Origin of the sequence: Blautia sp. AF32-4BH, assembly GCF_003460565.1 — a bacterium.
GTDB lineage: Bacteria > Bacillota > Clostridia > Lachnospirales > Lachnospiraceae > Fusicatenibacter > Fusicatenibacter saccharivorans.
Map to the genome: position 1 here is coordinate 229,450 of NZ_QTVL01000005.1, position 25,873 is coordinate 255,322.

Here is a 25,873-nt window from a genome sequence, read left to right on the forward strand (position 1 = left end):
GCTTTCCGCTATTTTTCACTAAAGCTTCTTCGGTATTCCAGCGGTGCGTATCCCGTATTATCCTTAAACATCTTCGTAAAGTATGAGAAATTGCTGTACCCCACATACAGCGACACCGTATTAATCGGCAGCGTGCTCTGTGTCAGAAGCTTTTTTGCCTCCTCCACCCGCTTTTGGATGATATAATTACTGATCGAAATACCCTTTTCTTTTTTAAAAATCCGGGACAGATAATCCGTATTCAAAAAGACAAGCTCCCCAAGCTCCTCCCGGTGAATCTCCTCCCGGTAATGTGCATCGATATAAGCGCATACCTGACTCGTAACCGAATCTGATTTGTTGATGTACTGTCTGTACTGCACTGCTTTCCGAACCAGTACCCCGGCATATTCCATCATCTCTTCTCTGCCATAAAGGGAATTCCGATGCAGGTTTTCCATATCCGCATCTGCAAACAGTGCATACGCCTTGATCTCCCGTTCCGAAAGCCATGCATACACCACCTGCGTCAGATCGGTACGGAGTGCTACCAGAAGCTCCCTGGTAATCATTCCTTCCCGCTCCGTCCGGTCAAGGTATTTCTGCAGCCGCTCCAGCAGCTCCTCCGGTTTTTCCTCCGAAAGCAGAGCTTTCCACACATCCAGCTCCTTATTTTCGTAGCTGGTCTGCGGAGCCTGAAATTCGTTCAGAAACAGCACCTCGTTCCGCACGGAAAGGCTTCCCTCCCGCATTTTCTGAAGATTCCGGCTCTGCTTTTGCATCCCCAGTACAGATTCCCACTGTCCAACACCGCACCACAGCTCCAGATAGATTTTTTCATTCATCCACGCAACAAACTGCCGCAGAATTTCACAGTCCCGCTCACCGTCCTGCGGGAATGCTTTTTCCTTTGACTGTGTAACAATCCAGTAGATGCCCGGTTCCTGGTAAAAAACAGTATCTACCGCAATATCCGTTTCCTCATACAGTTCCGACAGCACATTATCGATCACAAATTCCATGGTCGCGGTATCCCACATCTCCCGCTTATTGCTCTTTATTTCCGGCATCAGACAAATCAGCCGGAAATAGTGTCCCGGTCCGTATGAAAGCTGGCGCTGTGCTGCCGTTTCGCAGAATTTTTCCTCGGAGAAGCCGCTTTTCAGCACATTTTTCCAGATATCCTGCTGCAGAATTTTTCTGTTCTGATTCCACTTGATGCTTTCCTGCCTGAGATCCTGTATTTTCTTTTCTTTCGCAACAGATTCCGCCGCACGCTGCACGGCCGCCTTCAGCTTTTCAAAATCAATGGGCTTCAGCAGATAATCGACACTGTTCAGCTGTATCGCTCTTCTGGCATAGTCAAACTCCGCATAGCTTGTCAGGAAGATGACCTGGACCTTCAGCTCCTCTTTCCTGACCCACTCCACAAAATCGAATCCCGTTCCGCCCGGCATCACGATATCGCTGATTACAATATCAATATCCACCATTCCCATGATGTTCTTCGCCTGCTGTACGGAAAACGCAGTGTACACCTCGCTCACCCCGGTCGCTGTAAGATCGAGATTTCTTTTGATACTTTCAATCACGTACTCTTCATCATCCACGAGCAATAGTTTCATGTTCTTCTCCCCCTGTCTTGTATGGAATATGGATATCTACAATCGCTCCGCCGAGCGGGCTGTTATCGAAATGAATCTCTCCTGTATCACCATAATAATAACGGAATCGTTTCAGGCAGTTTTCAATCCCGATATGCTTTCCATGCTCGGAAATATCTTCCCCTGCTTTCAGCCTTTGCAACGTCTCCTCCGGGAAGCCGTTTCCGGTGTCCGAAATATAAATGTTGACATACTTTTCTTCGCCGCGGTCCTCCGGGTAAACCGTCACGGAAATCAGCGGAACCGTCTCCAGCGTCAGGGCATGTTTTGCCGCATTCTCTACAAACACCTGAATCAGAAACGGGAAGATTACCGCGTCTTTCACTTCTTCATGGACTTCAAAATAATAGGTGAATTTTTCCGGATAGCGCAGCAGCAGAATTTTGAGGTAATTTTCGCAGTGATTCGTCTCCGCCGTCACCGGCACCATCTCGCTTGTATTGCGGAAAATATAGGCGAGATAATCGGACGTAATACGGCTCATCGACTTTGCATGGTCGTACTGTCCGAAGTCAATCATGCTGTAAATAAAGTTCAGACAGTTCATGTAAAAATGCGGACGAATCTGGATTTTCAGGTAATCCATCTCGATTTTCTGTTTTTCCAGCTCCTGCTCATACAGCGTGATCTTCAGACGTCGGATCTGATGAATCATGTTTCGGAATTTATCGTCAATCTGCTCCAGCTCTACCAGATTTCCTTCCGACATCTGATAGGTGAGATCCCCATTGTCATATTTTTGAAGATTTTCCGTAAACATAGCGACCGGCTTCAAGATTTTTGTTTTCAGATGGAACAGCAGCACGGAACCGGCAATCACCATCAGAAATGCAACGCCGAGAAGAGCAAACACACTTCCCGTCATCAGATTCAAAACACCGGTCCAGGAGATTTTAATCCGTATTTCAAACGGCGCCTGCGAAAGTTCCTGCCGGAAGGTGTAATTGTCGGTATTAATTTTCGAATTGTCCGTTACAATTCCTTTTTCCGTCAGTGTTCCGATGCTTTTCCCGTTCTGGTCAACGAGACTGACATAGCCGCTCTTTCCAAGAGACAGTTCAGAGAACGGTTCCAGAATTGTCTTCAGATTGACGTAGCAGCCGAGTCCAATGCCCTGACTCTGCGCTACCTTGAGCATATAAACATCGTCTCCCTGGCACATCACGGTCCATTTTTTCTTAACTGCATACGTCTGCTGCGACAGGCTTTTGATCCTACGCTTCAGCGCTTCCTGCAAATAGGGATCAACGGCGTAAAGCCCGTCGGAGGAAATGCTCAGCTGATATAAGCTGTCATCCTTCTGCGTATAGAGAAAAACATTGTAATCCGTTCCAAAATCCCACGCTGCAGATACATAATTCCTTCGCAGCTGCGTAATGACATATTCCTCATACTGATCCTTCTCCATCAGATCCATATATTTCCAGAACGCAGAATCCGGGTTGGAGCTGTCCATTACAGTCGAGAACAGGTTTCGGCTGATTCGAAAAAAACGGTTATCCAGCTCATCCGTATACAGCTTTGAAATCTCTTCCAGCTGCTCATATACCTGCCGCTGCGTCCGGTTCAGAATAAGCACGCTCCCAGCCAGAAAAAGCAGCAGCATACTCAGCAGGCAGATCAAAAGATAACGCCCCTGCTGCGCCAGTGTTGTTTTTTTCGTCTGTTTTGAAATACGCATGATATTTCCTCCTTTTTTCTGTTCCGGTACGCTCGAAATTTTTCCGTGTTTGATTTTACGAACTGATCTTTTTTTCTGAATATAATACAGCAGAAAAACAGTACACCTCATGTTTCCATGAGTCTGTACTGTTTTTCTGATTTATGTCGGAAACACCGAAATGTTTCTCTTTTTTATTCCTGCATGGAAAATCATCCCTTTACCGCGCCAAGTGTGATACCTTCTGCGAAGTATTTCTGAAGGAACGGATAGATGATAAACAGCGGCAGCATGGCGATAAATGCGATTGCCATACGGATCGAGGTTGTCGGCAGCTTTGCCACCTCCGCGCCGATATTTCCGGTTACTTTTCCACTTGCCAGGTACTGAATATCGGTGATCATCTGATTCAGCAGGTTCTGGATGCTGTAAAGCTTCTGGCCTTCATTTCCTGATAAATAGTATAAACCATTTGTCCAGTCATTCCAATAGCCAAGTGCGGAAAACAGTCCCATTGTTACCAGAATCGGTTTTCCAAGCGGCAGTGTGATGCTGGTGAAAATCTTCATGTGTCCGGCGCCATCGATTTTGGCTGCCTCGAACAGCGCGTCCGGGATACTGGTGTTAAAGTAGCTTCGGATCATCAGCACGTTGTTTGCGCTTAACAGGAAGCCTGGAACAATCAATGCCCAGATCGTGTTTTTGATGTGAAAATACTTTACATACATCAAGTAGGTCGGCACCAGTCCGCCGTTGAACAGCATCGTGAAGAATACGAAAAAGGTAATTGCTCTGCGGTACGGCAGCTTTTTAATCGAAAGCGGATATGCCAACAGAGCGGACATCGCAAGGTTTGCAGCGGTACCGACGATGGTTACAAAAATGGTAATTCCGTATGCTCTCAGGATTTTCTCGCCCTGGCGGATGATATAGGAGTAAGCATAGAAGCTGAATTTCTCCGGGAAGAACGAATATCCGTTGCGGATCAGTGTGTTTTCATCGGTCAGTGAGGAAATAAATACGAGTACAAACGGCAGTATAATGGATAACGTAATCAGAATGAGTACTACATTAATCCAGAACTGGAAACGTTTTGCTTTTTTTGAATTTGTCATACTTCCATCCTCCTAGAATAATGCCTGGTCTTTGTCTACTTTGCGGACAATCCAGTTGCTCAACATTACGACACAGAAGCCTACCAGAGACTGGTATACACCGGCTGCAGATGACATACTGATATTTCCTTGTTCAATCAGGGCACGGTATACGTAGGTATCGATAACGTTTGTGGTCGGGAACAGAACACCGGAGTTCATCGGCACCTGATAGAACAGACCGAAATCGGAATAGAAAATTCTTCCGATGCTGAGGAGCAGCAGGGTGATGATGGTCGGAACGAGGCTCGGCAGTGTGATTTTCGTAATCTCCTGCCATTTGCTTGCACCGTCCAGTCTTGCAGCCTCATAGAAGGAAGGATCGATACCGATCAGGGATGCGATGTAAATCAGGCATCCGTATCCTACGCCCTTCCAGCAGTTCGCGATAATCAGGATCGCCGGCCAGTATTTCGGTTTCTGGTACCACTGAATCGGGTCAATGTGGAACAACGGAAGGATGGAGTTGTTGACAAGACCATTTTCTGCACTCAGAAGCGCATATACGATGTAGCTTAAGATAACCATGGACATCAGGAACGGAAGAAGAATCGCACTCTGATATATCTTTTTGAGCTTTGTGTTTCTTATCTCCGTAATCAGAATCGCAATGGCAATTCCGACTACCATGTTTACAAGAATAAATGCAATGTTATACAACAGCGTATTTCTTGTAATAATCCATGCATCCTTGGAAGCAAACAGGAATTTGAAATTTTTAAGTCCTGCCCACGGGCTTGCCCAGATACCTTTTGCAAAGTTCAGTTTTTTAAACGCAATCACCATACCTGCCATTGGGATATAGTTGTTAATCAGCAGATACAGAAGTGCCGGAAGCATCATCAGATAAAGCGGCCAGTATTCCTTCAGCGCGTTTTTCTTTTTTCCTTTTTTAACCTCTGCTTTTTTCATAAAGCGTCTCTCCTTTTATGAGGGCTGTTTTTTTCAGGTTCTTTCACAGAGAAAGCTCCACATCTTTTCTGGTAAGAGTGGAGCCTTCGGTTACTGTATCACACCGGATTTTTTTCCGCCCCGGTCGTGCTCTTTTTACAAATTATGGTGCCTATTTCTCTGCAAGAAATGCATCCAGCTGCTCCTGCTTTGCAGCAATGACATCGTCGATTCCCGCATCGTCCAGCGCCTCAAGGAACTGTGGAAGCAGTTCTTCCGGATCTCCGGAGCCGCTGCTAAGTGCGCCGTTGTACTGGCTGATTACGTTGTTCAGGGCTGATACCTGATCCGCATATTCGCTGTTATCAAAGACAAATCCCAGTGCTTTCGACTCGATACCGGAAGCGTTGAACTCCTGCATTTTGTCCCAGAGCTGCGGGTCAGATCCATCCCATTTGTATGCGATGAACTGGTTCGGAAGCTCCCATCCACAGTTAAAGCTGTAGCCTGCATTGTCTGCTGTTACACCGTCCGGGTAGTTGATGATTCCGTTTTCTTCATCTTCTACTACGTAGTCGGTTCCCTCTTCGCCCCAGTTCAGAAGGTTCATGACCTCCGGGCTGCCATAGATATAATCGAGAACCTGCATTGCTTTTTCCGGATTTTCGGAGTTCTGTGCTACAGAGAAGATAATTCCGCCGTAAGAGGATGAGTTGATGATCGGCTGATCATAGAACGGTACGATTTCAAACTCATATCCTGTGGAGCTCTGGAACTCAACCGGGGTACCTGGATGATAAGCAAAGAACAAGGAGAAGAGATTTCCTGCTTTGCATACGGTTCTCCAGTTTTCTGTGTTTGTTCCGGCATCCTTGCTGATGTAGCCTTTCTGATACCAGTCATGCAGCATAGTTGCAGTCTCCTTGTACCAGTCGCTTGCAAAGTAGTTTTCTACGGTTGTGCTGTTGGTCTGATCCATCAGAGCGCCCGTGTTGGCATCGCCAAGTCCATCAGCGCGGGACAGACGGCTCAGAGGCGTATCACTGTTGTTGCTGGAGAACAGCATTGTCATATCAGGCTCGCCGGCCTGTACGGTCTCAAATACTTTCTCCATATCCTTCGGCTCTTTGATTTCATCGGTATTGATATTATACTTTTCTACCAGGTCTTTTCTCATGAAGATGGCTGGAATGCTGCCTCGTTCGATCTGGTTCGGAACGCCATAGACAAACCCATCAATCTGATTTGTTTTTGCAATATCCTCGCCATAGATATCTTTCAGGTTTGTGCCGTATTTGTCAATCAGTTCAGACATATCCATGATCTGGCCGGAATGCATATACTGTACAGCTGTTGTTGCATTTGTGTACAGAAGATCGATTTTCTCATCGCCGGAAAGCATCAGCTGTAACTGCTGAGATGCGCTTGCCCACGGAAGAACAACGATATCGAGCTTTGCATTCAGCTCCGGCTCCAGAATCTCGTTGATTTTTTCTTCGATTCTCTCTTCATCCTGCTGCTGGCTGCCCTGCAGTACCATAGTTACAGTGTACGGCTCGCCTTTTTCCTCTGTCTTTGCTGTGCTTCCGGAAGCTGCGGAGGAACCGGAATCAGAACTGGATCCTGTGCTTCCGCATGCTGCCATGGAAAATGCCATGGTTGCTGCAAGAATGCCTGCTAACACTTTTTTCTTCATACTTTTTCTCCTTTTCACGTATCGTGTTGTGTGACCTTTGATGGTTGTATTATAGCAGGATTTTGACTTACAACTCTATAACTGATTTGACTTTGAAGTATCACTCTTCCGACCTTTGTGTCTTTTTTGTGTCTTTTTTCTGTCAAAAATCTTCCACCATCTTTGCCCCTTCTGCCCCATCGAGTTCGGTCACGGTTCCATTCATGACACGGTAAACTCTCTGGCAGAGGCTGAGGACACTCGGACGGTGCGTCGTAACGATACAGGTTTTGTTGGGACGCTGACGGATGATGTTTCGGAGGACGTTTCGTTCCGTCGTGACATCCAGTGCCGAGGTGGCTTCATCTAGAAGCAGCACCGGAGCATCACGGAGAACGGCGCGGGCGATAGCAAGCCGCTGGGACTGACCTTCGGAGAAACCGCGGCCACGTTCCCCGACGCGGCTGTTGATGGTGTCCGGCAGATGCTGAACAAAATCCCAGGCGCAGGAGATTTTGAGCGCTTCAATGATCTCCTCGTCGGTCGCATCCTCTTTTACCATGCGCATATTTTCGGCGATTGTGCCGGAAAGGATCGTATTTCCCTGTGGAACATAGGCGAAGAGATGACGCGTTTCGGCGTTCATGGGAACCGTTTTTCCGTTTGAGGCAATGATCACGGTTTCCCCCTCCTGCGGGCGGATAAGGCCGAGAATCAGGCGAATCATCGTTGTTTTTCCCTCGCCGGACGGGCCAACCAACGCTACAATCTCGCCGGGGGCGGCCTGAAACTCCGATCTGGTGATTACTTTGTTTCCTTCTATATAGGAAAATTCTACCCCGTGCATCTGTACCCGGAAACCATCCTTTGCCAGCGGATCAAGCGCGGCACTCTCCGGGATATGGACTTCTTTTGGCAGCTCTACGAGCTCACGGATCCGGTGCGCCGAGACGGAGCTGTTGAGGAAGGACGGAATAATCGAAATCACGTTTCCAAATGCGCCGGAAAGGTTACTCCGCTGCTGCAGGAACAGTGTCATGGTTCCATAGGTAATGTCGTGCGTCCACAGACGGAACAGGCAGTATCCGAACGCCGTAAACTCCACCGCACTCCCGAGAATAGACATTACGATATTGGTTTTAATCGTAAACAGATTATATTTCAGGCTGATGTCTTTGAAAAGTCCCTGCCACCAGCGCATCTTTTTGCTGTAATACGGCGCAATGCCAAACGATTTGATGGTATCAAAATTGTAGAATGCTTCTACCTCAAAGCTCATCAGGTTGCTGCTCATCTCGCGCACTTTTTTGCTGTATTCCCGCTGACGGCGGATCATAAAACGGGACATCAGAAGCAGAAACGGTGCGCTTAAAAAGGCAATCAGCGCCATGACCCAGTCATAATGCAGGATCACGAAGAAGGTGGCAATAAACCGATACACGGCAATGATAATCGTCGGGAGCCAGCTGATTGCGTTGCCGCTGACCGTTCCAATGTCGCCGTTAAACCGGTTGAGTACGTCACCGTTTGCGTATTTGCTGATTTCCAGCCAGTCCGCATCGACGATTTTGTCGAAAATATCCGCCTGGATGTCGTTGTTGATCGCGATGCCAAGCTTCGTTGAAATACGGTTGATGACACTCTCAAATCCAAGACTGAACACGGTGCTTCCGATCATGATGCAAAGCAGCAGCGGGAGCTTCTGTATCTGGTATCCGGTAATGATATCGATCAGGTATTTTCCTGCCACGCTGCCGACAAGCCCAAGCGAAGTGCTTAAGATACCGAGAATCGTATAAAAAACAATCGCACCCTTATAGCGCGCGCTGTAGCCAAAAATCCATTTCCAGTCATCGATGATTTCCGAGAACGTTCCGTTTTTCCATCGCTCCGACAGGATACGGAGAGACTCAAAGGAAGCGTCTTTACTTTTCTCTTTGGATTCTTCCTGCATGCGCGTCTCCTCTCTTTTTCCCGTCTGCGGTACGGATCATATCGTATTTTTTCAGCAGCTCGACACGTCCCGCCCCCACTTCAATGCTCAATTTCTGTCCTTTTTCTCCCTGCCCCAGCCATTTCAGGATTCGCTCCACGTATGCAGCCGGGAGCAAAAACGGATACCTCGCCGCATAGGGATACTTGTTTTTCATATAGGAAGCTTCCGGAACCAGCGATTTCCAGATTCCCCCGGCTGTGTGCTTTTCCATTCCGGTTTCTGCCGCATACAGGGTAATGTTTGCACTGTGGATCCGTCCCGCGCTCGATTTTCCGAACGAACCGGCATCGAGAATATCGATCAGAAGCGCTTCGGAATCCGAGTGAAGCTTCTTTGCGGCACGGACTGCCCCACTTGCTTCATAGGAAAAGCCCAGATACCGCTCGCCGATATCCAGCAGATTGATACAGAAGCACGTCATATGATACTCTTCGCACAGCTGCCAGAACATTTCCCAGTCTATTTTTCTTCCATATATACGAATCATCTGTACCATATCACAGATCTGACGGATCCCGACGCCGCCGTGAAGAAAGTGCTTGAAGCTGTGACAGAGAAGATAGAAAAGATGATGCGTTTCTTCTAAGGTAAAGATACTCTGACCCTGCACTTCCACCCTGGATGGATGCGCAAAAACATCGGAAAATGCACGGTTCAGATAACCATAGGCAGAGGATTCTGTGCTGAACAGCCTGGTATGTATTTCATAGAAGACCCCTGTTTTCGGATGAATGTAGCCCATCTCTTCCGGGGCATCACCGTCTTTGGCATCATTTGGCATTGCGGTTTCTTTGTCCCGCACAAAGCCCTTCCGCATAAAATAGGCATCCACTGCCGAGAAATCCTTTTCCGGAATCAGCAGATCCTCATCCCCGGACGGGCGCAGATCCGGCTTCGGATAGAGATTTCTGCACACAATTCCTTTCATCACCAGCGGCTGCACGCCCAGATGCGCCAGCTCCTTTTCATCGGAAAGAAACAGCGCTGTACGCGAAACCTGCTGCAAAACACTCTGCATTGCCTGCGTTTTTACCTGTCTGCGAAGCTCGTCCGGAAGTTCTGCAAATTCCGGTGTTTTGCCCACAACATCGTAGACCGCTGACAGCAGCGAATGCTGTGCCGCGAGGACAAACAGATGATTCCATTGTTTTTCTGTCAGCGCCTGAATTTCCGCCGGCGATGCTTTTTCTTCTGTCAAAAACGCACAAATCACCGCAAGGAATGCGGTTTCTGTTTCTGTAATCATCTTCTTTTCCTTTCATTTTCTCTGCACGCATCATTTTTCTTTTTATCCACACCGAATAACCGGGCATATCCATGCATCAGAATCGGGCGAAGCGGGATGATGCGAATCCAGACCTGTGCAAAAAACTCCCACCAGAACGTTCCCGGTACAAGTATTTTTCCTTTTCGCTCCACTTTTGTCACCCGTGCAAAGATCTGCTTCCGTTGCACATGATGCTCGATTTCCGTCTGTGCATCCCCGATTATGTCATAACCGTCTGCATGAACGCGGCAGATCCGATGCACGACAAACTGTCCGCCCGGCCGCTCGTAAAATACGATATCACCTTTCCAAAGTTCCCGCTCCGGCGCTCGGAAGAAAATACTGTCGCGTCCATGAATCAGAAACGGCGCCATGCTGCTCCCGGAAATCACCATACGCACTTCTCTGCCCTGCTCTACAAGTTCTTTCAGCATTCCGACATAGGCACGTGTATCCATCATTTTCATGCATGTTTCTCCCTTTTCTGAATCATGTTTTTGTGCAGTGCAGCTGCATATGTTTCACTTTCGAACGAACCGGTCCCGATCTCCTGCTCCAGCGTTTTCACCGCATCTTCTGAAATGTCGCACGCCAGATGATACACCGGAACTTTTCCAGCAAGCTGTTCGAGAAGGTCGAGACTGTGTACCAGTCCCTCCCTGTCCCAGCGGTTCATGGTGATCTGTCCGTACAGGTTTGTAAATGCCTCTGCCGGGCGAAGCCGCCACGCCTGGTTCAGCTTCGCCTGGCTCAGCATCACGATGCATCCGACTGGCAGTTTTTTGTTTTCGCAGACCTCCGACGTTCCGCAGACCGGCCAGCCGTTTGCTGTCCACATTTTGCCATCGTATTCAAGCAATGCCTTATCACCGTTTACGGTGCGGCTTCCCCGGTACTGCTCCCAAAGGCCCGCCTGCGTAGTTTTGCCCGTTCCAGATGGTGCTGAAAAGAGCATGGCCTTCCCCTGATACTCCAGGTATGCACAGTGCAGAATCAGGCATGGCCGCTCCGACAGGCGGCGTTCCAGTGCAAGAAGAGACAGAAATACAACCTCATATTTTGCAACTCCATCCAGATACCATCTTCCGACAAACACCTGTGCATGATTTTGTGCTGTCTCCCGATACAGTGCATAGGGACGCTCTTCTCCTTTCACACCGATCAGGCGGCTTTCCAGTCCTTCTCCGTTACGAAACACCTGCAGATCGACCCGGTTTACAAGCAATTCGCCTTCCGCCTCCGGAAGTGTATCAACAATGGTAATGGTATAGGTGTAGTCTGCCGACTCCTTTTCCACCGCAAACTTTTCCATATCCGCCGGAAGAACCAGCTCCTCCGGAAAGCGCAGCCGGAAGGAAAAACTCCCTGTCTGAAATGTTTTTTCCATAAAAACTCCTCTTTTTTCTCTGTGATCTTCCATTTTCCACACATCGTGTCACGATCCCTTTTTCCGCATTTATGATAGCAAAAAAAAGATGCTCAGTCAATTGTTTACTCCTGTTATGTAATGTAACTTGTAATTTTTTTACTTCCTTTTCTTTCCTGCTTTTCCTTGACTTTTCCACCTTTTTCTCTTATAATTACTTGTAATGATAACTGTAATTGCATTTCTGCGCGCTTTCTCCTATTTTACCGGTTTGACGGCAGAAATGGTGTTCGCCCGAAAAGGCACGGCACTTTGCAAGAGGAGGTTTTGATGGAACCAATGGCTTCTCCGACCTGGTCGGATCTGTTACAGAAAATAAAAGAAACGAAATATCGTGTCAGCGCCGATTATCTACTGCGTGAAATCGCAGGAGAATACGCGATCATTCCCGTCGGGGCTGCGTGTCAGATTTCGAATGCTGTAATGGTTCCAAACGATACCGCCGTATTCCTCTGGAATGCATTTTTGCAGCCGCATACCATTTCGGAGGTCGTTGCACAGGCGGCAGAAGAGTATGAGGCTCCGGAGGAAAAAATTCAAGATTCCGTGTTAAACTTTGTGCATGATACTTTAAAATATCAATTATTAGAGGAGGTTGTTTCATTATGAGAAGAGAGTGGATGGAACCTGTAATCGAGGTTCAGGAATTTGTTGCAAATGAGTATGTGGCGGCTTGTGGAGATAGTGGAAAGGTTTATAAGTTTGAATGTAATGCCGGAGATAAAAATTTATATCTTATCTATCCTTATAACGTTTATGTTGATTCAAATCACAATGACATCTGGGATGAAGGCGATGAAAAGCTGGGTAGCTATCATGCCTGTGGTGCTGCTCACGAAGCACCTGTACGTGACGACTTTTTAACTGGTTTCATGAAAGATACGCGGCCCTGGAGGGATCAGAGTCCTGTTCCTGTAGTCATCTGGAGAGGTAAAGACGGCAATAATATCCACTGTACCACCAACTTAGACATCAATTCCTGGGCGACCGCAAAATCCTGATTGTTCCCACAACATCATATTTTTTCAAACGACTGTAAAAGGATCGAACCAACCGTTTCGATCCTTTTCTTTCTGTTTCCAGGTAAAGCGTATATTCGCAATCCGCTTCGCTACTTGTTCATAGCCGAATAGCTGCTTCGCTGCTTATCAGGAGTGGCTTATACCACTCCTGATACAAGCAAATCCCACCCCACTGCTTATTGCTTCACGCAATAGAAGCAGGGGACTTGTCTGATTCGGTTCATCTCTGGTCCTCCGGAGCGTGTCGGAAATGCTTTTTCAGACACGCTCTGGACCGGTTTTGTTTTTCGGAGGAATTTTTATGAACTATATGGACGACGCTTCGACCTTTGAGCGTTCCCTTCTCCAGAAAGCCCGCCAGAAGCACATTCCCGTTACTGGCGCGCTTGAGCTTCTGCCGCTTTGCAATATGAACTGCGACATGTGCTATGTCCGGCTGTCCCGTTCGGAAATGGAACGGCAGGGACGGCTTCGCACGGTGGAGGAATGGGTTCGCCTTGCAGAGCAGATGCAGAAGGCCGGTACTGTTTTTCTTCTTCTGACCGGCGGGGAGCCGCTGCTCTTTCCGGATTTTAAAACGCTGTATCGCAGGCTTCGAAACCTGGGCATGATTCTTACCATCAATACAAACGGAACTCTGCTGGACGAAGCCTGGGCTGATTTTTTTGCCACATACCCGCCGCGCCGCATCAACATCACACTCTACGGTGCCGATGCCGCTTCCTACGACCGTCTGTGCCATTTTCCACAGGGCTTCGATCAGACTCTTCGCGCAGTCCGGCTGCTCCGCGCACGAAACGTGGATGTGAAAATCAGCTGCTCTGTGACCAAAAAGAATCCGCAGGATTTTTCCAGGATTTTTGCCCTCGGACAAGAGCTCGGTGTCCCTGTCCACGCCGATCACTATATGATGCCCGCCGTCCGGGAACGCTCCCTCCCCTTCGATGCGCAGGTACGCCTGCACCCAGGGGACGCTGCCGCACTGGCCTTTCAGGCACTGAAGCTGCAGCTGGATGCCGATATTTTCCGGCAATATGTCCGGGAATCCGTCCGTCGTGTCAACGACCCGGCTTTCCCGCGGGGGGACGGTCACATTTCCTGTCTTGCCGGGAACTGCTCCTTCTTTATCAACTGGCAGGGCCGGCTTTTCCCCTGTGTCATGCTTTCAGAGCTGTCGGCGCCGGTCTTTGATCTCGGCTTTTTGGCAGCCTGGGAAACGGTTTCCGCAAAAGCCCGGAATCTTTCGCTTAGCACAAAATGCCGGCAATGCCGTTTCCGGCCAATCTGCCGTACCTGTGCAGCTGCTTCCTTTTTAGAGACCGGTTCGTATCAGGGCGCGCCCGATTATCTCTGCCGCTATGCCGAACATTATTATGATCTGCTGCTCGCCGAGCTCGCTTCCTTTTCTTCCGATCCGTCATAAGTTGTATCTGAGCAAAAAAACAAAAACTCCCGCCGGAATCCATTTGGTGGTTTTCCGGCGGGAGCCTCTTTGCGGTTTCGTATCCTTTTTCTTATTCCCGGTACTCTTCCTCAATATTTTTTACAGCGCGAAGCTTGTTTGCATAGGCAAGGATCTCTTCCTTCGGATAATTCTGTTTCCGACACCAGGTTAAAATTTCTTCTTTTACCTCTTCCGGCATTTTGTTGTTCAGACGGAGACAGTCGCAGAAGGTTCTTTTCGGCGCATAATAGCGGTAGGATCCGAACTCTGTTTCTTTCTCACAGATCTCGCCCGGAAGACCGGCATTCTGAAAATAAAAACGTCTGATTTCAAAATTTTCCAGCTCCATCTTCTTCCGGTCTGTGCGGGATGTGGCAACCGCAATGGTTTCCGGCTCCTTCTCCAGCATTCCGGCAAGCCATGCAGCGCTGTCCATGCAGATCACCGCGCGCGGGTTTACCTTTGCAATTTCTATATATTGATAGTCTTTTGGCTTTTCATAGCCACACTCTTTGCACCAATACCATCCGCGTGCAAAACGTTCAAGACTTCCTTCCTCTTCCATTTCTGCAAGCTGCAGTACGGTCACCTGATGATCGCGGAGGTCTGAAAAGCTCATATAGCCATGATGTTGTTTAAATAAAGTCGTAATCTTCTGGTATGTTTTAAAAAGCATATCTTTTTTCCCCTTTCAGGATGTGTAACATCGTTTTTCATCTATAGGCGTTTGCACATATAATATTCCAATTTTCATCGAATGGCAAGCCTTAATTTCCTAAAGATTGTTTTTTCTCTGTATTTTTGTCATTCCTGCAAAAGAAGAGAGAAGAGACCGGATTTTTCACTATGAAAACCCGTTCTCTTCTCTCTTTTTTAGGTACTGTTTCTTTCTCTGTACGGTCTCTGTAACCATTCAGAGTCTCTCTTCATACCATGCCGCATCCGGCCGGCTTTTTATTCCTTTGCCGTTTCCAGAATCTCTTTCAGGTACTGAAGAAACAGCTGACATTCTTCCATCGTTCCCACGCTCACACGGCTCATCTCAAAAGCGCCGATACGGATGCCCTTTTCCATCAGCTGTTCCTGAATCCAGGCAGGATCTTTTCCGGTATCGAAGTAGATGAAATTCGACTGGGACGGATAAACCCTGCAGCCAAGCGCTGCCATCTCTTTTTCCAGATATTCTCTTCCCTCCACGATTTTGGCTTTCTGCTCCTGATAATATTCCTGGTCTGCCAGGCCTGCCACTGCCGCTTTCTGGGCACAGACATTCAGGTTCCAGGAAGCGGAACATTTCCGCATGATTCCAATCAGCTCTTCGGATCCCAGCGCATAGCCGACACGAAGGCCTGCCATCGCATAATATTTGGAAAAGGTGCGGAGAACCAGAATCGGTTTTTCCGGATGCGCTTTCATATAATCAACCATACTGCAGCAGTCCGGCTCGGTAGCAAACTCCATGTATGCCTCATCCATCACCAGCAGCACGTCCTCCGGAAGGGTATCTGCGAATGCCTCCAGCTCCCCGATCGGCACATACGTTCCGGTCGGGTTATTCGGATTGCAGATCACCACAATTTTTGTTTTTTCACCGATTTTTTCTTTCATGGCAGGCAGATTAAATTTCTGCTCCTCGGTTACCGGTACGGAAACCGGCACACCGCCATTTAAATACGCCATGTCGGCAAATGCCCCGTAGGTCGGAGCGGAAAACAGTACCTCATCTCCCTCGTCCAGAAAGGTCAGTCCGATCATATCAATCATCGCACTCGATCCGGCTCCGGTCAGTACATTTTCTGCTTTTAATCCGTACTGTTCTGCCACCTTCTGTTTCAGCAGTACTGCCGCAAAGTCAGGATAAAAATGGCTTCCCGCCATGGAGTCCTCCAGTGCCGCCACTGCCTTCGGTGACATTCCGTAATTGTTTTCGTTTAATCCCATATGGATCAGTTTTGAGGTGTCCTTCGCAAATGCTTTCTGACGTTTGCTCGGCGGCATACTCTGTAATGCGTGGCTGATGATTTTATTTACTTCCATATTCATTTCCTCCTGTTTCCACGGCTTCTATTGTTTTTTTTCCGGAAAATTACCGTTTTACGGCTCCCCTCGAAACAGCTGCTAAGCCATCTGCGGAGCCTTCCCGTTTTCCGATTTTTTGCTTAAGACTCAGAAGAGCTGTCTCCTAATACCAGATATTTGGTACGGATCATGTTTCTGGACGGGTCAATCTCAAAGTTTGTGATGTCGGTGCTTACCAGATAAATATTGGAAGAATTCAGTACCGGTACGCCGAAACAGTAGTCGTTTACCAGTACGCTCTCAGCCTGGTGCAGCAGCTCAAATCTGGCGGCCGGATCGCTTTCCTCATTCGACTGTGCCATCAGTTCATCATACTCCGGGCAGTTGGTCTTGTTATCGTTGTAGCTGTCGTTGGAGCGGTACATGGAAAGGAAGGTGAACGGATCGGTAAAGTCTGCGGTCCATCTCATGCGGGCAAGCTGGAAATCGCCGGATCTTCTCTCTGCTACCTGTACCTGCTGCTCTTCTGCCTGAAGCTCCACCTCGATGCCAAGGTTTGTTTTCCACTGTGCCTGCAGGGCCTGTGCCATATCGCTGTCAAGCTGGAGGCTCGGATATTTGTAGGTGATGGCCGGGAAGCCTTCTCCATCCGGGTAACCGGCCTCTGCCAGAAGCTCTTTTGCCTTGTCCGGATCAAAGCCGATCGGATCTTCCTCTGCTTCCTCTGCCCAGTCCTTGCCGCTTGCGGAGGATTTCAGATGTTTTGCTACGAAGAAATCACTTGCCTCATAAGAGGAACCGCACGCGGAAGCTACCTCATCGCGGTTGACTGCCATAGAGAACGCCTGGCGGACGCGGACATCGTCAAATGGTGCTTCATTTACATTGAACAGTACATAATAACTAGTCTGAGATGGAGAAGCAATCAGCTCATCGCTGTCTTTATACTCGTCCATAACGGTATAATCTGCTGAGATAAAGTTCAGCTCACCGGATTTATACGCATTGATGATGGACTGTGTATCGTCCATAACCATTTTTTTGATCGTATCGGTTTTGATCCGGTCTGCCTGAACGTAATTTTCATTTTTCTTATAAACGCTGTACTGATTCGGTACATACTCTGCGAGGTAGTACGGTCCGCAGCTTACCAGCGCATCCATGTCATTTCCCATTGCCCAGTCGCCGTTGGTCTCAGTCTGAAGCTCACGATGCGTCGGCATATAAACCGGAAGTACAAAGAGCTGTTCGAAGTAAGCGCACGGCTCCTTTAAGTTGAACACGATGGTCTTGTCATCGCTGGTGTCTACGCCAAGACCGCTCTCATCGCCGGTTCCGTTGTACATTTCCTCAGCTCCCGCAATCGGGTAAAGCATTGAGGAATAACCACTCTTGCAGTTCGGATCCAGTGCGCGGACAATGGTATTTTTGAAATCGGCACTTGTCACATCGTCTCCGTTGCTCCATTTTGCATCGCTGCGGAGGTGTACGGTGTACTGTGTCATATCCTCATTGACATCAACGCTTTCTGCCAGAATGTAATCCCAGGAACCGTCCTCTTTCATTTCCATGATCGGCGCCATACACACATCATCGTAGGACCACCACCATAAACCGCTCTCTCCTGCACTGTCCAGGCTTCCGGCCTCGGTATACATCGTTGTCACAATCATATCGGAAGTACTGCCGCTTTTGCCTCCTCCGGAAGAGCTGCTGCTTCCTCCGCTGCTTCCGCATCCGGCAAGGGATCCTGCCAGAAGAACAGCCGCTGCCAGTGTCGCTGTTGCTTTCCATAATTTTCTCATAATGTTCTCCTCCTTTTGCTGCTGATGCTTGTTTGAAACACAGCTCCGGTCCCCGGAACCTCTGTTCCCAAACCTGCCGCACCGGAATGGTTCTATTTTGCTCCGGCCAGCAGCGGTTCGATTGCCAGACCCTCCCTCTGTCTCAAATACCGCGGGGAATATAAGAAGCAAGCCACTTTCCTGCCCTCAATATCATACGTTGCCGGGCGGGCCTGGCTGCATTCTTCCATAGCGTAGGGGCACCTCGTGTGGAACGGGCATCCTTTCGGCGGATGGATCGGACTTGGGATTTCGCCTTCCAGCAGGATTCGTTTTCTGCTTCTTGCGGTCTTCGGGTCCGGGATCGGCTCTGCGGAAAGCAGTGCCTTCGAATATGGGTGAAGCGGACGGCGGTAAACATCATTGGATTCTCCGATCTCTACCATGTGTCCCAGATACATGACACCGATCCGGTGGCTGATATGCTTTACCATGCCAAGATCGTGTGCGATAAAGAGATAGCTGATGCCCTCTTTTTTCTGAATATCCTCCAAAAGGTTGATGACCTGTGCCTGGATGGAAACGTCGAGCGCCGAAATCGGTTCGTCACAGACGATAAAGTCTGGTTCAAGTGCCAGCGTTCTCGCAATTCCGATTCGCTGTCTCTGGCCGCCGGAAAATTCATGCGGATATCTCCGGATGTGGTCCGGTTTTAATCCAACCGTTTCCAGCAGCTCCTGCACGCGTTCTTTTCGCTTTTTTTCATCGTACATGTGATGAATCACCATCGGCTCCTCAATAATCTCACCGACGGTAAAACGGGGATTTAAGGATGCATACGGATCCTGGAAGATCATCTGCAGCTTCTGCCGGTAGGGAAGCATCTTTTTCCGGGAAAGCCTGGAGATATCTTCTCCCTCAAAAACGATTTCGCCCTTTGTCGGCTCATAGATCCGTAAAATCGTGCGGCCCAGTGTACTTTTTCCACAGCCGGATTCTCCGACCAGTCCGAAGGTTTCCCCTTTTTTTACCTCGAAGGAAATACCATCTACGGCGATGACCTTCTGTGCTCCCTTCATTCCTCTGTTCACATCAAAGTATTTACACAGGTTTTTTACTTCCAGTACATTTTCACTCATTGGCAGCTTACCTCCTCCCTGGAAACTGTGATTTTTGTTTCATCCATACATTCCAGCCAGCATCTGCAGCAGTGCGTCTCGCTGTAGGTTGTCACCGGAGAGGCCTGTACCTCACAGATCTTCATAGTGTAAGGACAGCGGCTCATAAATGCGCAGCCCTTCGGAAGCTTTAAGAGGTCCGGCGGTGTTCCCGGAATCGGAACGAGCGGTTCGTCGTTATCCTTTGCCGAATTGTTGATACTGTTCAGAAGACCTTTCGTGTACGGATGATGCGGTTCGTAGAAAATCTCATCGACGGTTCCCTCTTCTACGATCTGTCCTGCGTACATAATGGCAATCCGGTCACACATAGAAGCGACAACGCCGAGGTCGTGGGTAATCATAATAACGGAGGTTCCTTTTTCCTTCGTCAGCTTTTTCAAAAGCTCCAGAATCTGTGCCTGTACGGTCACATCCAGTGCGGTTGTCGGCTCATCTGCGATAATCAGCTTCGGATCACACGCCAGCGCCGTCGCAATAATGATTCTCTGCCGCATGCCGCCGGAAAATTCAAATGGATACTGATCGAGCCGTTTTTCCGGACTTGGAATTCCGACCTGCCGCATCAGCTCAATGGCTTTCGCTTCCGCTTCTTTTTTAGAGCAATTCTGATGCTTTCGAATTCCCTCTGTCATCTGAATTCCGATTTTCAGGATCGGATTCAGAAATGTCATCGGATCCTGGAAAATCATGCCGATGCGGTTTCCGCGGATCTGCTGCATTTTCTTTTCATAAGCCCGTTTTTCTTTCCGGTCCTTCGTGTGCGGCGGAGAAATGTTTTCTCCGTCGAAAAGGATCTCTCCTTCTTCCACTCTGCCGTTCGATGCCAGAAGCCCCATCAGGGTCAGCATGCCGACACTTTTTCCGGAACCGGACTCGCCGACAATACCAAGTACCTCGCCCTCTTCCAGATGGTAGGAAACATCGCGGACTGCGCTGACGGTTCCCTGCTGCGTTTCAAATTTTGTTGTGAGATGGCTGATTTCGAGTAAACTCATACGCTTCACCCCCTGGTTTTCTTTGGATTAAAGGCATCGCCGATTCCCTCACCGAGGAAGTTCAGGGAGAAAATGGTGATACAAATGCAGATGGTCGGCAAAAGCAGCTGTCCCGGGTGCATGGTGAGCACCTGTCGGGCATCCTGCGCCATGGAACCCCAGCTTGCCATCGGAGCGGAAATGCCGATTCCGATGAAGCTTAAGAAGGCTTCGGTAAAAATGGCATTCGGAACAAGGAAGGTAATCTGTACAATGATCGGTCCGATGGCATTGATCAAAAGGTGACGGAAGAGAATTCTCGCATCACTTGCTCCGATGACGAGTGCTGCCATGGAAAACTCCTGCTCCTTTAAGGCAATCAGCTGGCCTCTTACCTGACGAGCCATGCCGATCCAGCCCGGAATGCAGATACCGCAATAGAGAGAAGTCCGATGCTTAGCGTGTACGGAAATCCTCTTGCGATCAGTGTATTAACAGAAACGTTCTTTTTATAGGAAATGCCGAGATCTCCGTGCATCAGATTTTCCATGTAAAGAATATACTGTTTCCACATGGGTTCATCCAGTCCGTAGGTCGATTCGAGCTGTTCAATCGCGCTCCGGGAAAGATTATCCGCCTCGAACGGGCTGCCCGGCATAATCCGAATCAGGAAAAAGGTAATGGTGATCAGTGCCCAGATTGTCACCACTCCGATGAATAAACGTTTTATGATGTATCTTACCATGCAGCATTCCTCCCGTTCCGGCTTTTTTAGCTCAGAAGAGGCAGCCGAACGATCTGCTCTGGCTGCCTCTTTGCACCTTTTTACTGTCTTTTGTTTTTATAATGCTTCCTCGCCGCGCTGGCCGGTACGAACCCGGATGACGTCTGCCACTTTCTCGACAAAAATCTTTCCGTCTCCGATATTTCCGGTACACAGCTTCTTTTCCAGAAAGCCTTTTAATACTTCAATTGTCTTATCGTCACCGACGGTCTCGAATTTGCATTTCATCAGTACATTCGGTCCGCTCATGGTTCCACGGTACATCACCCGGTAACCCTTCTGGTTTCCATATCCGGTGATATCCGTTTCCATCACGCCGTACACGGCACACGATTCCATGATGTCGATGACATCCTCCCGGTTCGCGGGTTTGACAATAACTGTCAGCTTTTTCATATCCGCACCACCTTTTTTATTGATCCTTTTTTATTTATCATTATGGAAGTGGAAGTTTGCATAAGCGCTGCATCCGTGCTCGTGCATATCCAATCCGTCGATCTCTTCCTTCTCGGTTACGCGAAGTCCGATGGTCTTTTTCAGGACGAAGAACAGAATGAACGCCAGGATCAGGGTATATGCTGCAACTGCTACAAAACCGATCATCTGGGTGATAAAGCTGCATCCCTCGCCGAAAATACCGGTGAATAAGGTTCCGAGTGCTCCACAGACACCGTGTACACTGATTGCACCAACCGGGTCATCGATTTTTACGACTTTATCAAAGAATTCAACTGCGAATACAACGACAACACCTGCAACTGCTCCAATGAACAGTGCCTCGTAATCATTGACTACATCACAGCTTGCTGTAATAGCTACCAGTCCGGCCAGTGCGCCGTTCATTGTCATACTGATATCCGGTTTTCCATAACGTACCCAGGTAACAATCAGGGTAACAAGTGTTGCTGCTGCTGCCGCAAGGTTTGTAGTCATGGCAATGTCGCCAAGATTATAGGTTGCTGCTGTGGTAGATCCACAGTTAAATCCGAACCAGCAGAACCAGAGGATAAAGACACCAAGTGCTCCAAGCGGAAGGTTATGACCAGGAATAGCAACCGGTTTTCCCTCTTTTGTGTATTTTCCGATACGAGGTCCGACCATTTTTGCACCGGCAAGGGCACACAGACCGCCGACCATATGAACTGCGGTAGATCCTGCAAAATCATGGAACCCGATCTGGCTTAACCAGCCGCCTCCCCAGATCCAGTGTCCGGTGATCGGATAAATGAAAACGCTGATCGCTGCGGAGTAAATCAGATAAGAGATAAATTTGGTTCTCTCTGCCATAGCTCCTGATACAATCGTTGCCGATGTTGCACAGAACACGGTCTGGAAAATCATGAATACGCCGATCGGCAGTCCGTTGAACATGCCGTCTGCATCTGCCAGCGATTTCGGATTAAAAAAACCGGCGGTTCCGATAAAAGCATTGCTTCCTCCGAACATCAGCGCAAATCCGATGATAAAGAAGAAAATAGAGCCGAGCACGAAATCCATCATGTTCTTCATCAGAATGTTTCCTGAGTTTTTCGCTCTTGTAAATCCTGTCTCCACCATGGCAAATCCGGCCTGCATAAAATACACCAGAAAGGCTCCGACCATGGTCCATACGATATTGAGTAATACCTGTGTGTTTTCCATAATAAGTTCCTCCTCATTCCCATCTTACCTGTTCCCGTCTGCAGATCTTCTGAAACGGTGGCTTTCAGATTTTTTAAAGTGCCTGTTCGCCGTGCTCACCTGTCCGGATCCGCACTGCATCTTCGACATCGTAAACGAAAATTTTTCCATCGCCGTAGTTTCCGGTTGACAGGTTTTTCACAACAAAATCAACGATTTTCGGAACCTTGTCGTCCTCCACAACGGTCTCCACTTTAACCTTCGGAAGCATTTTGGCCACGATTTCCGCTCCACGGTACATCTGACGATATCCCTTCTGATTTCCATATCCAAGGATATTTGTGATCATCATACCGTTTGCCTTCTGCTCCTCGAGGAGTAGCTCCAGGTTTTCGAGGCTCTCCGGACGAATTACAATTTCCAGCTTTTTCATGATTTTCCCTCCCTTTCCGAACCGGTCCCTGTACAGCTTCTGATTTTTCCGGCTGCGGATTTCTTTTTTATCCGCCTTCCCGGTTTTCTCTTCCATTCATTTACCGGCTCTGCTGCTTCTATATAGAAATCTGTTTTCTGACAGATTTTCTAACCTCTTCTTTCATGCCTGGACTGTTCCGCAGCTCTGCTGTTTTTACAGTTGTTTTTACAGTCGTTTTTTTGCATCTGCTTTCACAATCCGCTGTTTTTAATTAATCACACTTGTCGGCATTCCCTCCAGGTACGACCGGAAGTTTTTCACCGCCAGATCTACTGCACGGAGTCTTGCTGCCTTCGGCTGCCAGGCGATATGGGAAGTAATAAAGGTGTACGGCGACTGCATCAGCGGAATCTGATACTGCGGCGGCTCATTTGCGACAACATCGAGTCCTGCCATATAAACCTTTCTCGATTCCAGCGCCTCAAGAAGCGCCTCCTCATCGATGATGATTCCCCGCGCGGTGTTGATAATGATGACACCGTCCTTCATTTTGGCAAATGCTTCACGGTTCAGCAGGTTTTCTGTTTCCTTCGTATGCGGACAGTGAATGGAGATCACATCCGACCGTTCGAAAATTTCTTCCATGCTGACCTGCTCGATGCCGTCATACTGCGGCCCCGTCTTTTTGTGACGGCTGTTTGCGATGACCTTCATGCCAAAGCCCTTTGCCATTCTTGCCGTCCAGAGGCCGATCGCGCCAAGTCCGATGATTCCCATCGTTTTCTGGTAGAGCTCAATCTGCGGCACGAACAGTTGATTGTAGCTTGCCTGCGGATTCGTTTCTTTTTCTTTCCAGTACCCTGTTTTGGTGTAATCGCTCTGTACCGTCACGTTATGACAGATGTTCATGAGCAGTGCCATCGCATACTGGGCAATGGTGACATCACCGTAAATCGTATTCGTTATGGTCACGCCCCGGCGTCTTGTCATTTCCACATCGAAGTCTTCAAATCCATGTCCCAGCGTTGCGATATATTTCAGATTCGGATGCGCTTCAAAAAGCTTTTCGTTGATCACTCCTTTGTGGACCCAGATACCAAGTGCTGCGTCGGCGTTCCCGATCTGACTGCTGTAATCTTCGAAGATGTACCTCTTTTTCCCCTGATGGATGATACGGAACTTTCCGATCTGTGGTACGGTCTGCAGCATTTTGTTCCACTCTGCTTCTATTTCTTCGTACGTCAGATCGATGGTTCCCGGGTCTCCCTGAAAAACGACTACCTCATAGTTTTCTTCTTTCATACGCCTCGCCTCCTGTTGTGCAATCAGTCCGCAGATCATAACGAGCTGTTCGGCTGCGTGACACGCTGTTTTCTTATCCCCGCTTCCGAGGAACTGTGCTCCGACAACGGAACCGCCGCTTGCCATCGATGTGAAAATCACGATCAGCAGTACACAGATCGTATTGACAAGTGAGATTCCGGAAACAGCCGTTTCACCGGCCCCGGATACCATTACCATGTCTGCCATACCGACGGTAACGGCCAGCACCTGTTCCACAATCAATGGTACGATCAGCCGGACCAGACGCTTTCTGTCAAATAAGACGTTTGTGTTTTCCATCGGACTTTCTCCTTTCCGGTAAAATCAAAAAGCGATCTGGAAATCTTCCTTCCAGATCGCCCCGTTGCGAACTCTTTACTGACGTTTCTCCTTGGGATTGAAAAACGCGGCACGAAGCTTTCCCTTCGTACCGCGCCTTTGCGAATCCACTACTTATATGGAGTTTATCTTGAAAAACAGACAGAGCGTTTTCCGGTTTTCTGAGAGTGTTTTTTGGGAGAAATAAAACCTTGGAGAAAGGGAGAAAATTACAAACGGAGCGATTCTATTCCCAGAACCGCTCCGTTGCGTTATCTTTACTCTATTCTTTTTCTCTGCTGTTTTTCAACATAGGCACATTCTAGCGGAATTCCCGCTTTTTGTCAATCCTTAAATTTTTCGATGATTTCCGGTCTTTTTCATCAGTTCTGTCAATTTTACACAATTTCACCGATGTTTTTTCGGTTGTTTCTGAACATTTTTCTCATGAACCTTTGAAATTTCTTTGTTTTCTTTTAAAATCGCGGAAAAACTCCGGCAAAATTCTGTGAAAATTCAGAGCGGACGCCAGACTTGGCATTCATCAAATATCCGCTACCTGTCTGGAGCGTGTTTGAAAAAAGCTCTGTTATGTCAGATCCAGTCAAAATCTCCGCCGGTAATCGCAAGACTTAAGAGTGCATCCATCTTTTCCACTTCCTCTTCGCCCTCGATTTTTTGCAGCAGCACTGCGGTGTCCAGCACATCCTCCAAAGATTCGCCAGGTCCGATTTCATAATCCACCTCCGCCTCGCAGTCCGGGCATGGGATTTTTTCCATCGTCTGAAGGGATAAAAAGCGGTTGCCGCATTTCTTGCATTCATAATAACCACATGTTTTGGTTCCGTCTGGTACGTAATACATTTTTTCATACTCCTTTTTATTTTTCATACTTCTCAATGATACACTGATGTTCTTTTACCGCATCCGTGAACTCGCTGCGGATTTCTTCATTTGGAATGTACGCCATCTGTTCTCTTCGATCGTATGCCAGATAGCCTAAGTGAATCAGTGCAGTTAAAACGTCATCTTTATTTTTAAATGTCACCATATCATTCTGATACGATTTCGTTTTTACTTTCACTCGTTCCCCGGACATCATCGTAATAATGTCTGTTATAATATGCATCCAATTACGTATCGGATTCTACATCTTAATTCATCTTAATTCCGCAGTATTCCCATGTCACTGTATCGAGCAGGAGGAACTCCTCCGTTCCAATCGGCTTTCCATCTCTGTAAGTTGAAAACACATCCGTGCTAATCAGATTTCCCTC

General features: G+C 48.1%; 25 protein-coding genes. 3 read left to right on the forward strand and 22 right to left on the reverse strand.

What is annotated here, in order from left to right:
* Positions 1 to 8: 8 nt before the first annotated feature.
* From DWZ44_RS08635 to DWZ44_RS08675, 9 genes are all read right to left on the reverse strand, one after another.
* Positions 9 to 1,604 carry a response regulator transcription factor gene (locus DWZ44_RS08635; protein WP_117804653.1) on the reverse strand — a complete coding sequence of 532 codons (1,596 nt, stop codon included), beginning with the start codon at positions 1,602 to 1,604 and terminating at the stop codon, positions 9 to 11.
* Positions 1,582 to 3,324 (reverse strand): cache domain-containing sensor histidine kinase, encoded by a 1,743-nt coding sequence (locus tag DWZ44_RS08640; RefSeq protein WP_117804673.1) that lies wholly within the window; start codon positions 3,322 to 3,324, stop codon positions 1,582 to 1,584. The genes DWZ44_RS08635 and DWZ44_RS08640 overlap by 23 nt, the downstream gene beginning before the upstream one ends.
* A gap of 191 nt (positions 3,325 to 3,515) precedes the next feature.
* Positions 3,516 to 4,418, reverse strand: a complete 903-nt coding sequence (locus DWZ44_RS08645) for a carbohydrate ABC transporter permease (RefSeq protein ID WP_117804654.1) — start codon at positions 4,416 to 4,418, stop codon at positions 3,516 to 3,518.
* A 12-nt stretch (positions 4,419 to 4,430) separates the two neighbouring features.
* Positions 4,431 to 5,369, reverse strand: a complete 939-nt coding sequence (locus tag DWZ44_RS08650; RefSeq protein WP_117804655.1) for an ABC transporter permease — start codon at positions 5,367 to 5,369, stop codon at positions 4,431 to 4,433.
* Between the two features lie 151 nt (positions 5,370 to 5,520).
* Positions 5,521 to 7,044 carry an ABC transporter substrate-binding protein gene (locus DWZ44_RS08655; protein WP_117804656.1) on the reverse strand — a complete coding sequence of 508 codons (1,524 nt, stop codon included), beginning with the start codon at positions 7,042 to 7,044 and terminating at the stop codon, positions 5,521 to 5,523.
* Positions 7,045 to 7,186: 142 nt separating this feature from the next.
* Positions 7,187 to 8,977, reverse strand: coding sequence for an ABC transporter ATP-binding protein (locus DWZ44_RS08660; protein ID WP_117761463.1), 1,791 nt, complete (start codon positions 8,975 to 8,977; stop codon positions 7,187 to 7,189).
* A complete protein-coding gene (locus DWZ44_RS08665; RefSeq protein ID WP_117804657.1) occupies positions 8,949 to 10,265 on the reverse strand; it encodes a nucleotidyltransferase domain-containing protein in 1,317 nt (438 codons plus the stop codon). The genes DWZ44_RS08660 and DWZ44_RS08665 overlap by 29 nt, the downstream gene beginning before the upstream one ends.
* The gene (locus tag DWZ44_RS08670) at positions 10,262 to 10,753 is read right to left on the reverse strand and encodes a S24/S26 family peptidase (protein ID WP_117761465.1); all 492 of its coding nucleotides are present in this window, start codon (positions 10,751 to 10,753) and stop codon (positions 10,262 to 10,264) included. The genes DWZ44_RS08665 and DWZ44_RS08670 overlap by 4 nt, the downstream gene beginning before the upstream one ends.
* Positions 10,750 to 11,673, reverse strand: a complete 924-nt coding sequence (locus DWZ44_RS08675) for a hypothetical protein (protein ID WP_117804658.1) — start codon at positions 11,671 to 11,673, stop codon at positions 10,750 to 10,752. Before DWZ44_RS08675 ends, DWZ44_RS08670 begins: the two co-directional genes overlap by 4 nt.
* 309 nt (positions 11,674 to 11,982) lie before the next feature.
* On the opposite strand from DWZ44_RS08675, the gene DWZ44_RS08680 reads away from it, so the two are divergent.
* The 3 genes from DWZ44_RS08680 to DWZ44_RS08690 all read left to right on the forward strand — a co-directional run bounded on the left by DWZ44_RS08680 (position 11,983) and on the right by DWZ44_RS08690 (position 14,157).
* The gene (locus DWZ44_RS08680) at positions 11,983 to 12,321 is read left to right on the forward strand and encodes a PqqD family peptide modification chaperone (protein ID WP_117804659.1); all 339 of its coding nucleotides are present in this window, start codon (positions 11,983 to 11,985) and stop codon (positions 12,319 to 12,321) included.
* On the forward strand, positions 12,318 to 12,713 hold the full coding sequence (locus tag DWZ44_RS08685; RefSeq protein ID WP_117804660.1) for a hypothetical protein: 396 nt from the start codon (positions 12,318 to 12,320) through the stop codon (positions 12,711 to 12,713). Before DWZ44_RS08680 ends, DWZ44_RS08685 begins: the two co-directional genes overlap by 4 nt.
* Positions 12,714 to 13,035: 322 nt before the next feature.
* A complete protein-coding gene (locus DWZ44_RS08690) occupies positions 13,036 to 14,157 on the forward strand; it encodes a radical SAM/SPASM domain-containing protein (RefSeq protein WP_117804674.1) in 1,122 nt (373 codons plus the stop codon).
* A 91-nt stretch (positions 14,158 to 14,248) separates the two neighbouring features.
* Here the strand turns inward: DWZ44_RS08690 and DWZ44_RS08695 are convergent, their stop codons facing one another.
* From DWZ44_RS08695 to DWZ44_RS08755, 13 genes are all read right to left on the reverse strand, one after another.
* Positions 14,249 to 14,854: a type IV toxin-antitoxin system AbiEi family antitoxin domain-containing protein gene (locus tag DWZ44_RS08695; RefSeq protein ID WP_117804661.1), complete on the reverse strand. Its 606-nt coding sequence runs from the start codon at positions 14,852 to 14,854 to the stop codon at positions 14,249 to 14,251.
* Between the two features lie 278 nt (positions 14,855 to 15,132).
* Entirely contained in the window at positions 15,133 to 16,215 is a 1,083-nt protein-coding gene (gene hisC / locus DWZ44_RS08700; protein WP_158565853.1) for a histidinol-phosphate transaminase, read from the reverse strand.
* Positions 16,216 to 16,337: 122 nt separating this feature from the next.
* Positions 16,338 to 18,002, reverse strand: coding sequence for a peptide ABC transporter substrate-binding protein (locus DWZ44_RS08705; RefSeq protein WP_117804662.1), 1,665 nt, complete (start codon positions 18,000 to 18,002; stop codon positions 16,338 to 16,340).
* A 92-nt stretch (positions 18,003 to 18,094) separates the two neighbouring features.
* The gene (locus tag DWZ44_RS08710; RefSeq protein WP_117804663.1) at positions 18,095 to 19,120 is read right to left on the reverse strand and encodes an ABC transporter ATP-binding protein; all 1,026 of its coding nucleotides are present in this window, start codon (positions 19,118 to 19,120) and stop codon (positions 18,095 to 18,097) included.
* Entirely contained in the window at positions 19,117 to 20,157 is a 1,041-nt protein-coding gene (locus tag DWZ44_RS08715; protein WP_117804664.1) for an ABC transporter ATP-binding protein, read from the reverse strand. Before DWZ44_RS08715 ends, DWZ44_RS08710 begins: the two co-directional genes overlap by 4 nt.
* Positions 20,158 to 20,162: 5 nt before the next feature.
* Positions 20,163 to 20,543, reverse strand: a complete 381-nt coding sequence (locus DWZ44_RS08720; protein ID WP_082424743.1) for an ABC transporter permease — start codon at positions 20,541 to 20,543, stop codon at positions 20,163 to 20,165.
* Positions 20,528 to 20,881 carry an ABC transporter permease gene (locus DWZ44_RS08725; protein WP_117804665.1) on the reverse strand — a complete coding sequence of 118 codons (354 nt, stop codon included), beginning with the start codon at positions 20,879 to 20,881 and terminating at the stop codon, positions 20,528 to 20,530. The genes DWZ44_RS08720 and DWZ44_RS08725 overlap by 16 nt, the downstream gene beginning before the upstream one ends.
* 96 nt (positions 20,882 to 20,977) lie before the next feature.
* Positions 20,978 to 21,316 carry a P-II family nitrogen regulator gene (locus DWZ44_RS08730; RefSeq protein WP_022462439.1) on the reverse strand — a complete coding sequence of 113 codons (339 nt, stop codon included), beginning with the start codon at positions 21,314 to 21,316 and terminating at the stop codon, positions 20,978 to 20,980.
* A gap of 30 nt (positions 21,317 to 21,346) precedes the next feature.
* Positions 21,347 to 22,561 (reverse strand): ammonium transporter, encoded by a 1,215-nt coding sequence (locus DWZ44_RS08735; protein ID WP_117804666.1) that lies wholly within the window; start codon positions 22,559 to 22,561, stop codon positions 21,347 to 21,349.
* Positions 22,562 to 22,634: 73 nt separating this feature from the next.
* Positions 22,635 to 22,973: a P-II family nitrogen regulator gene (locus DWZ44_RS08740; RefSeq protein ID WP_055221847.1), complete on the reverse strand. Its 339-nt coding sequence runs from the start codon at positions 22,971 to 22,973 to the stop codon at positions 22,635 to 22,637.
* Positions 22,974 to 23,222: 249 nt separating this feature from the next.
* A complete protein-coding gene (locus tag DWZ44_RS08745) occupies positions 23,223 to 24,578 on the reverse strand; it encodes an NAD(P)-dependent oxidoreductase (protein WP_117804667.1) in 1,356 nt (451 codons plus the stop codon).
* A 612-nt stretch (positions 24,579 to 25,190) separates the two neighbouring features.
* Entirely contained in the window at positions 25,191 to 25,460 is a 270-nt protein-coding gene (locus DWZ44_RS08750) for a hypothetical protein (protein ID WP_055221876.1), read from the reverse strand.
* 16 nt (positions 25,461 to 25,476) lie between these two features.
* On the reverse strand, positions 25,477 to 25,725 hold the full coding sequence (locus tag DWZ44_RS08755) for a hypothetical protein (protein ID WP_147341985.1): 249 nt from the start codon (positions 25,723 to 25,725) through the stop codon (positions 25,477 to 25,479).
* Positions 25,726 to 25,873 lie beyond the last annotated feature (148 nt).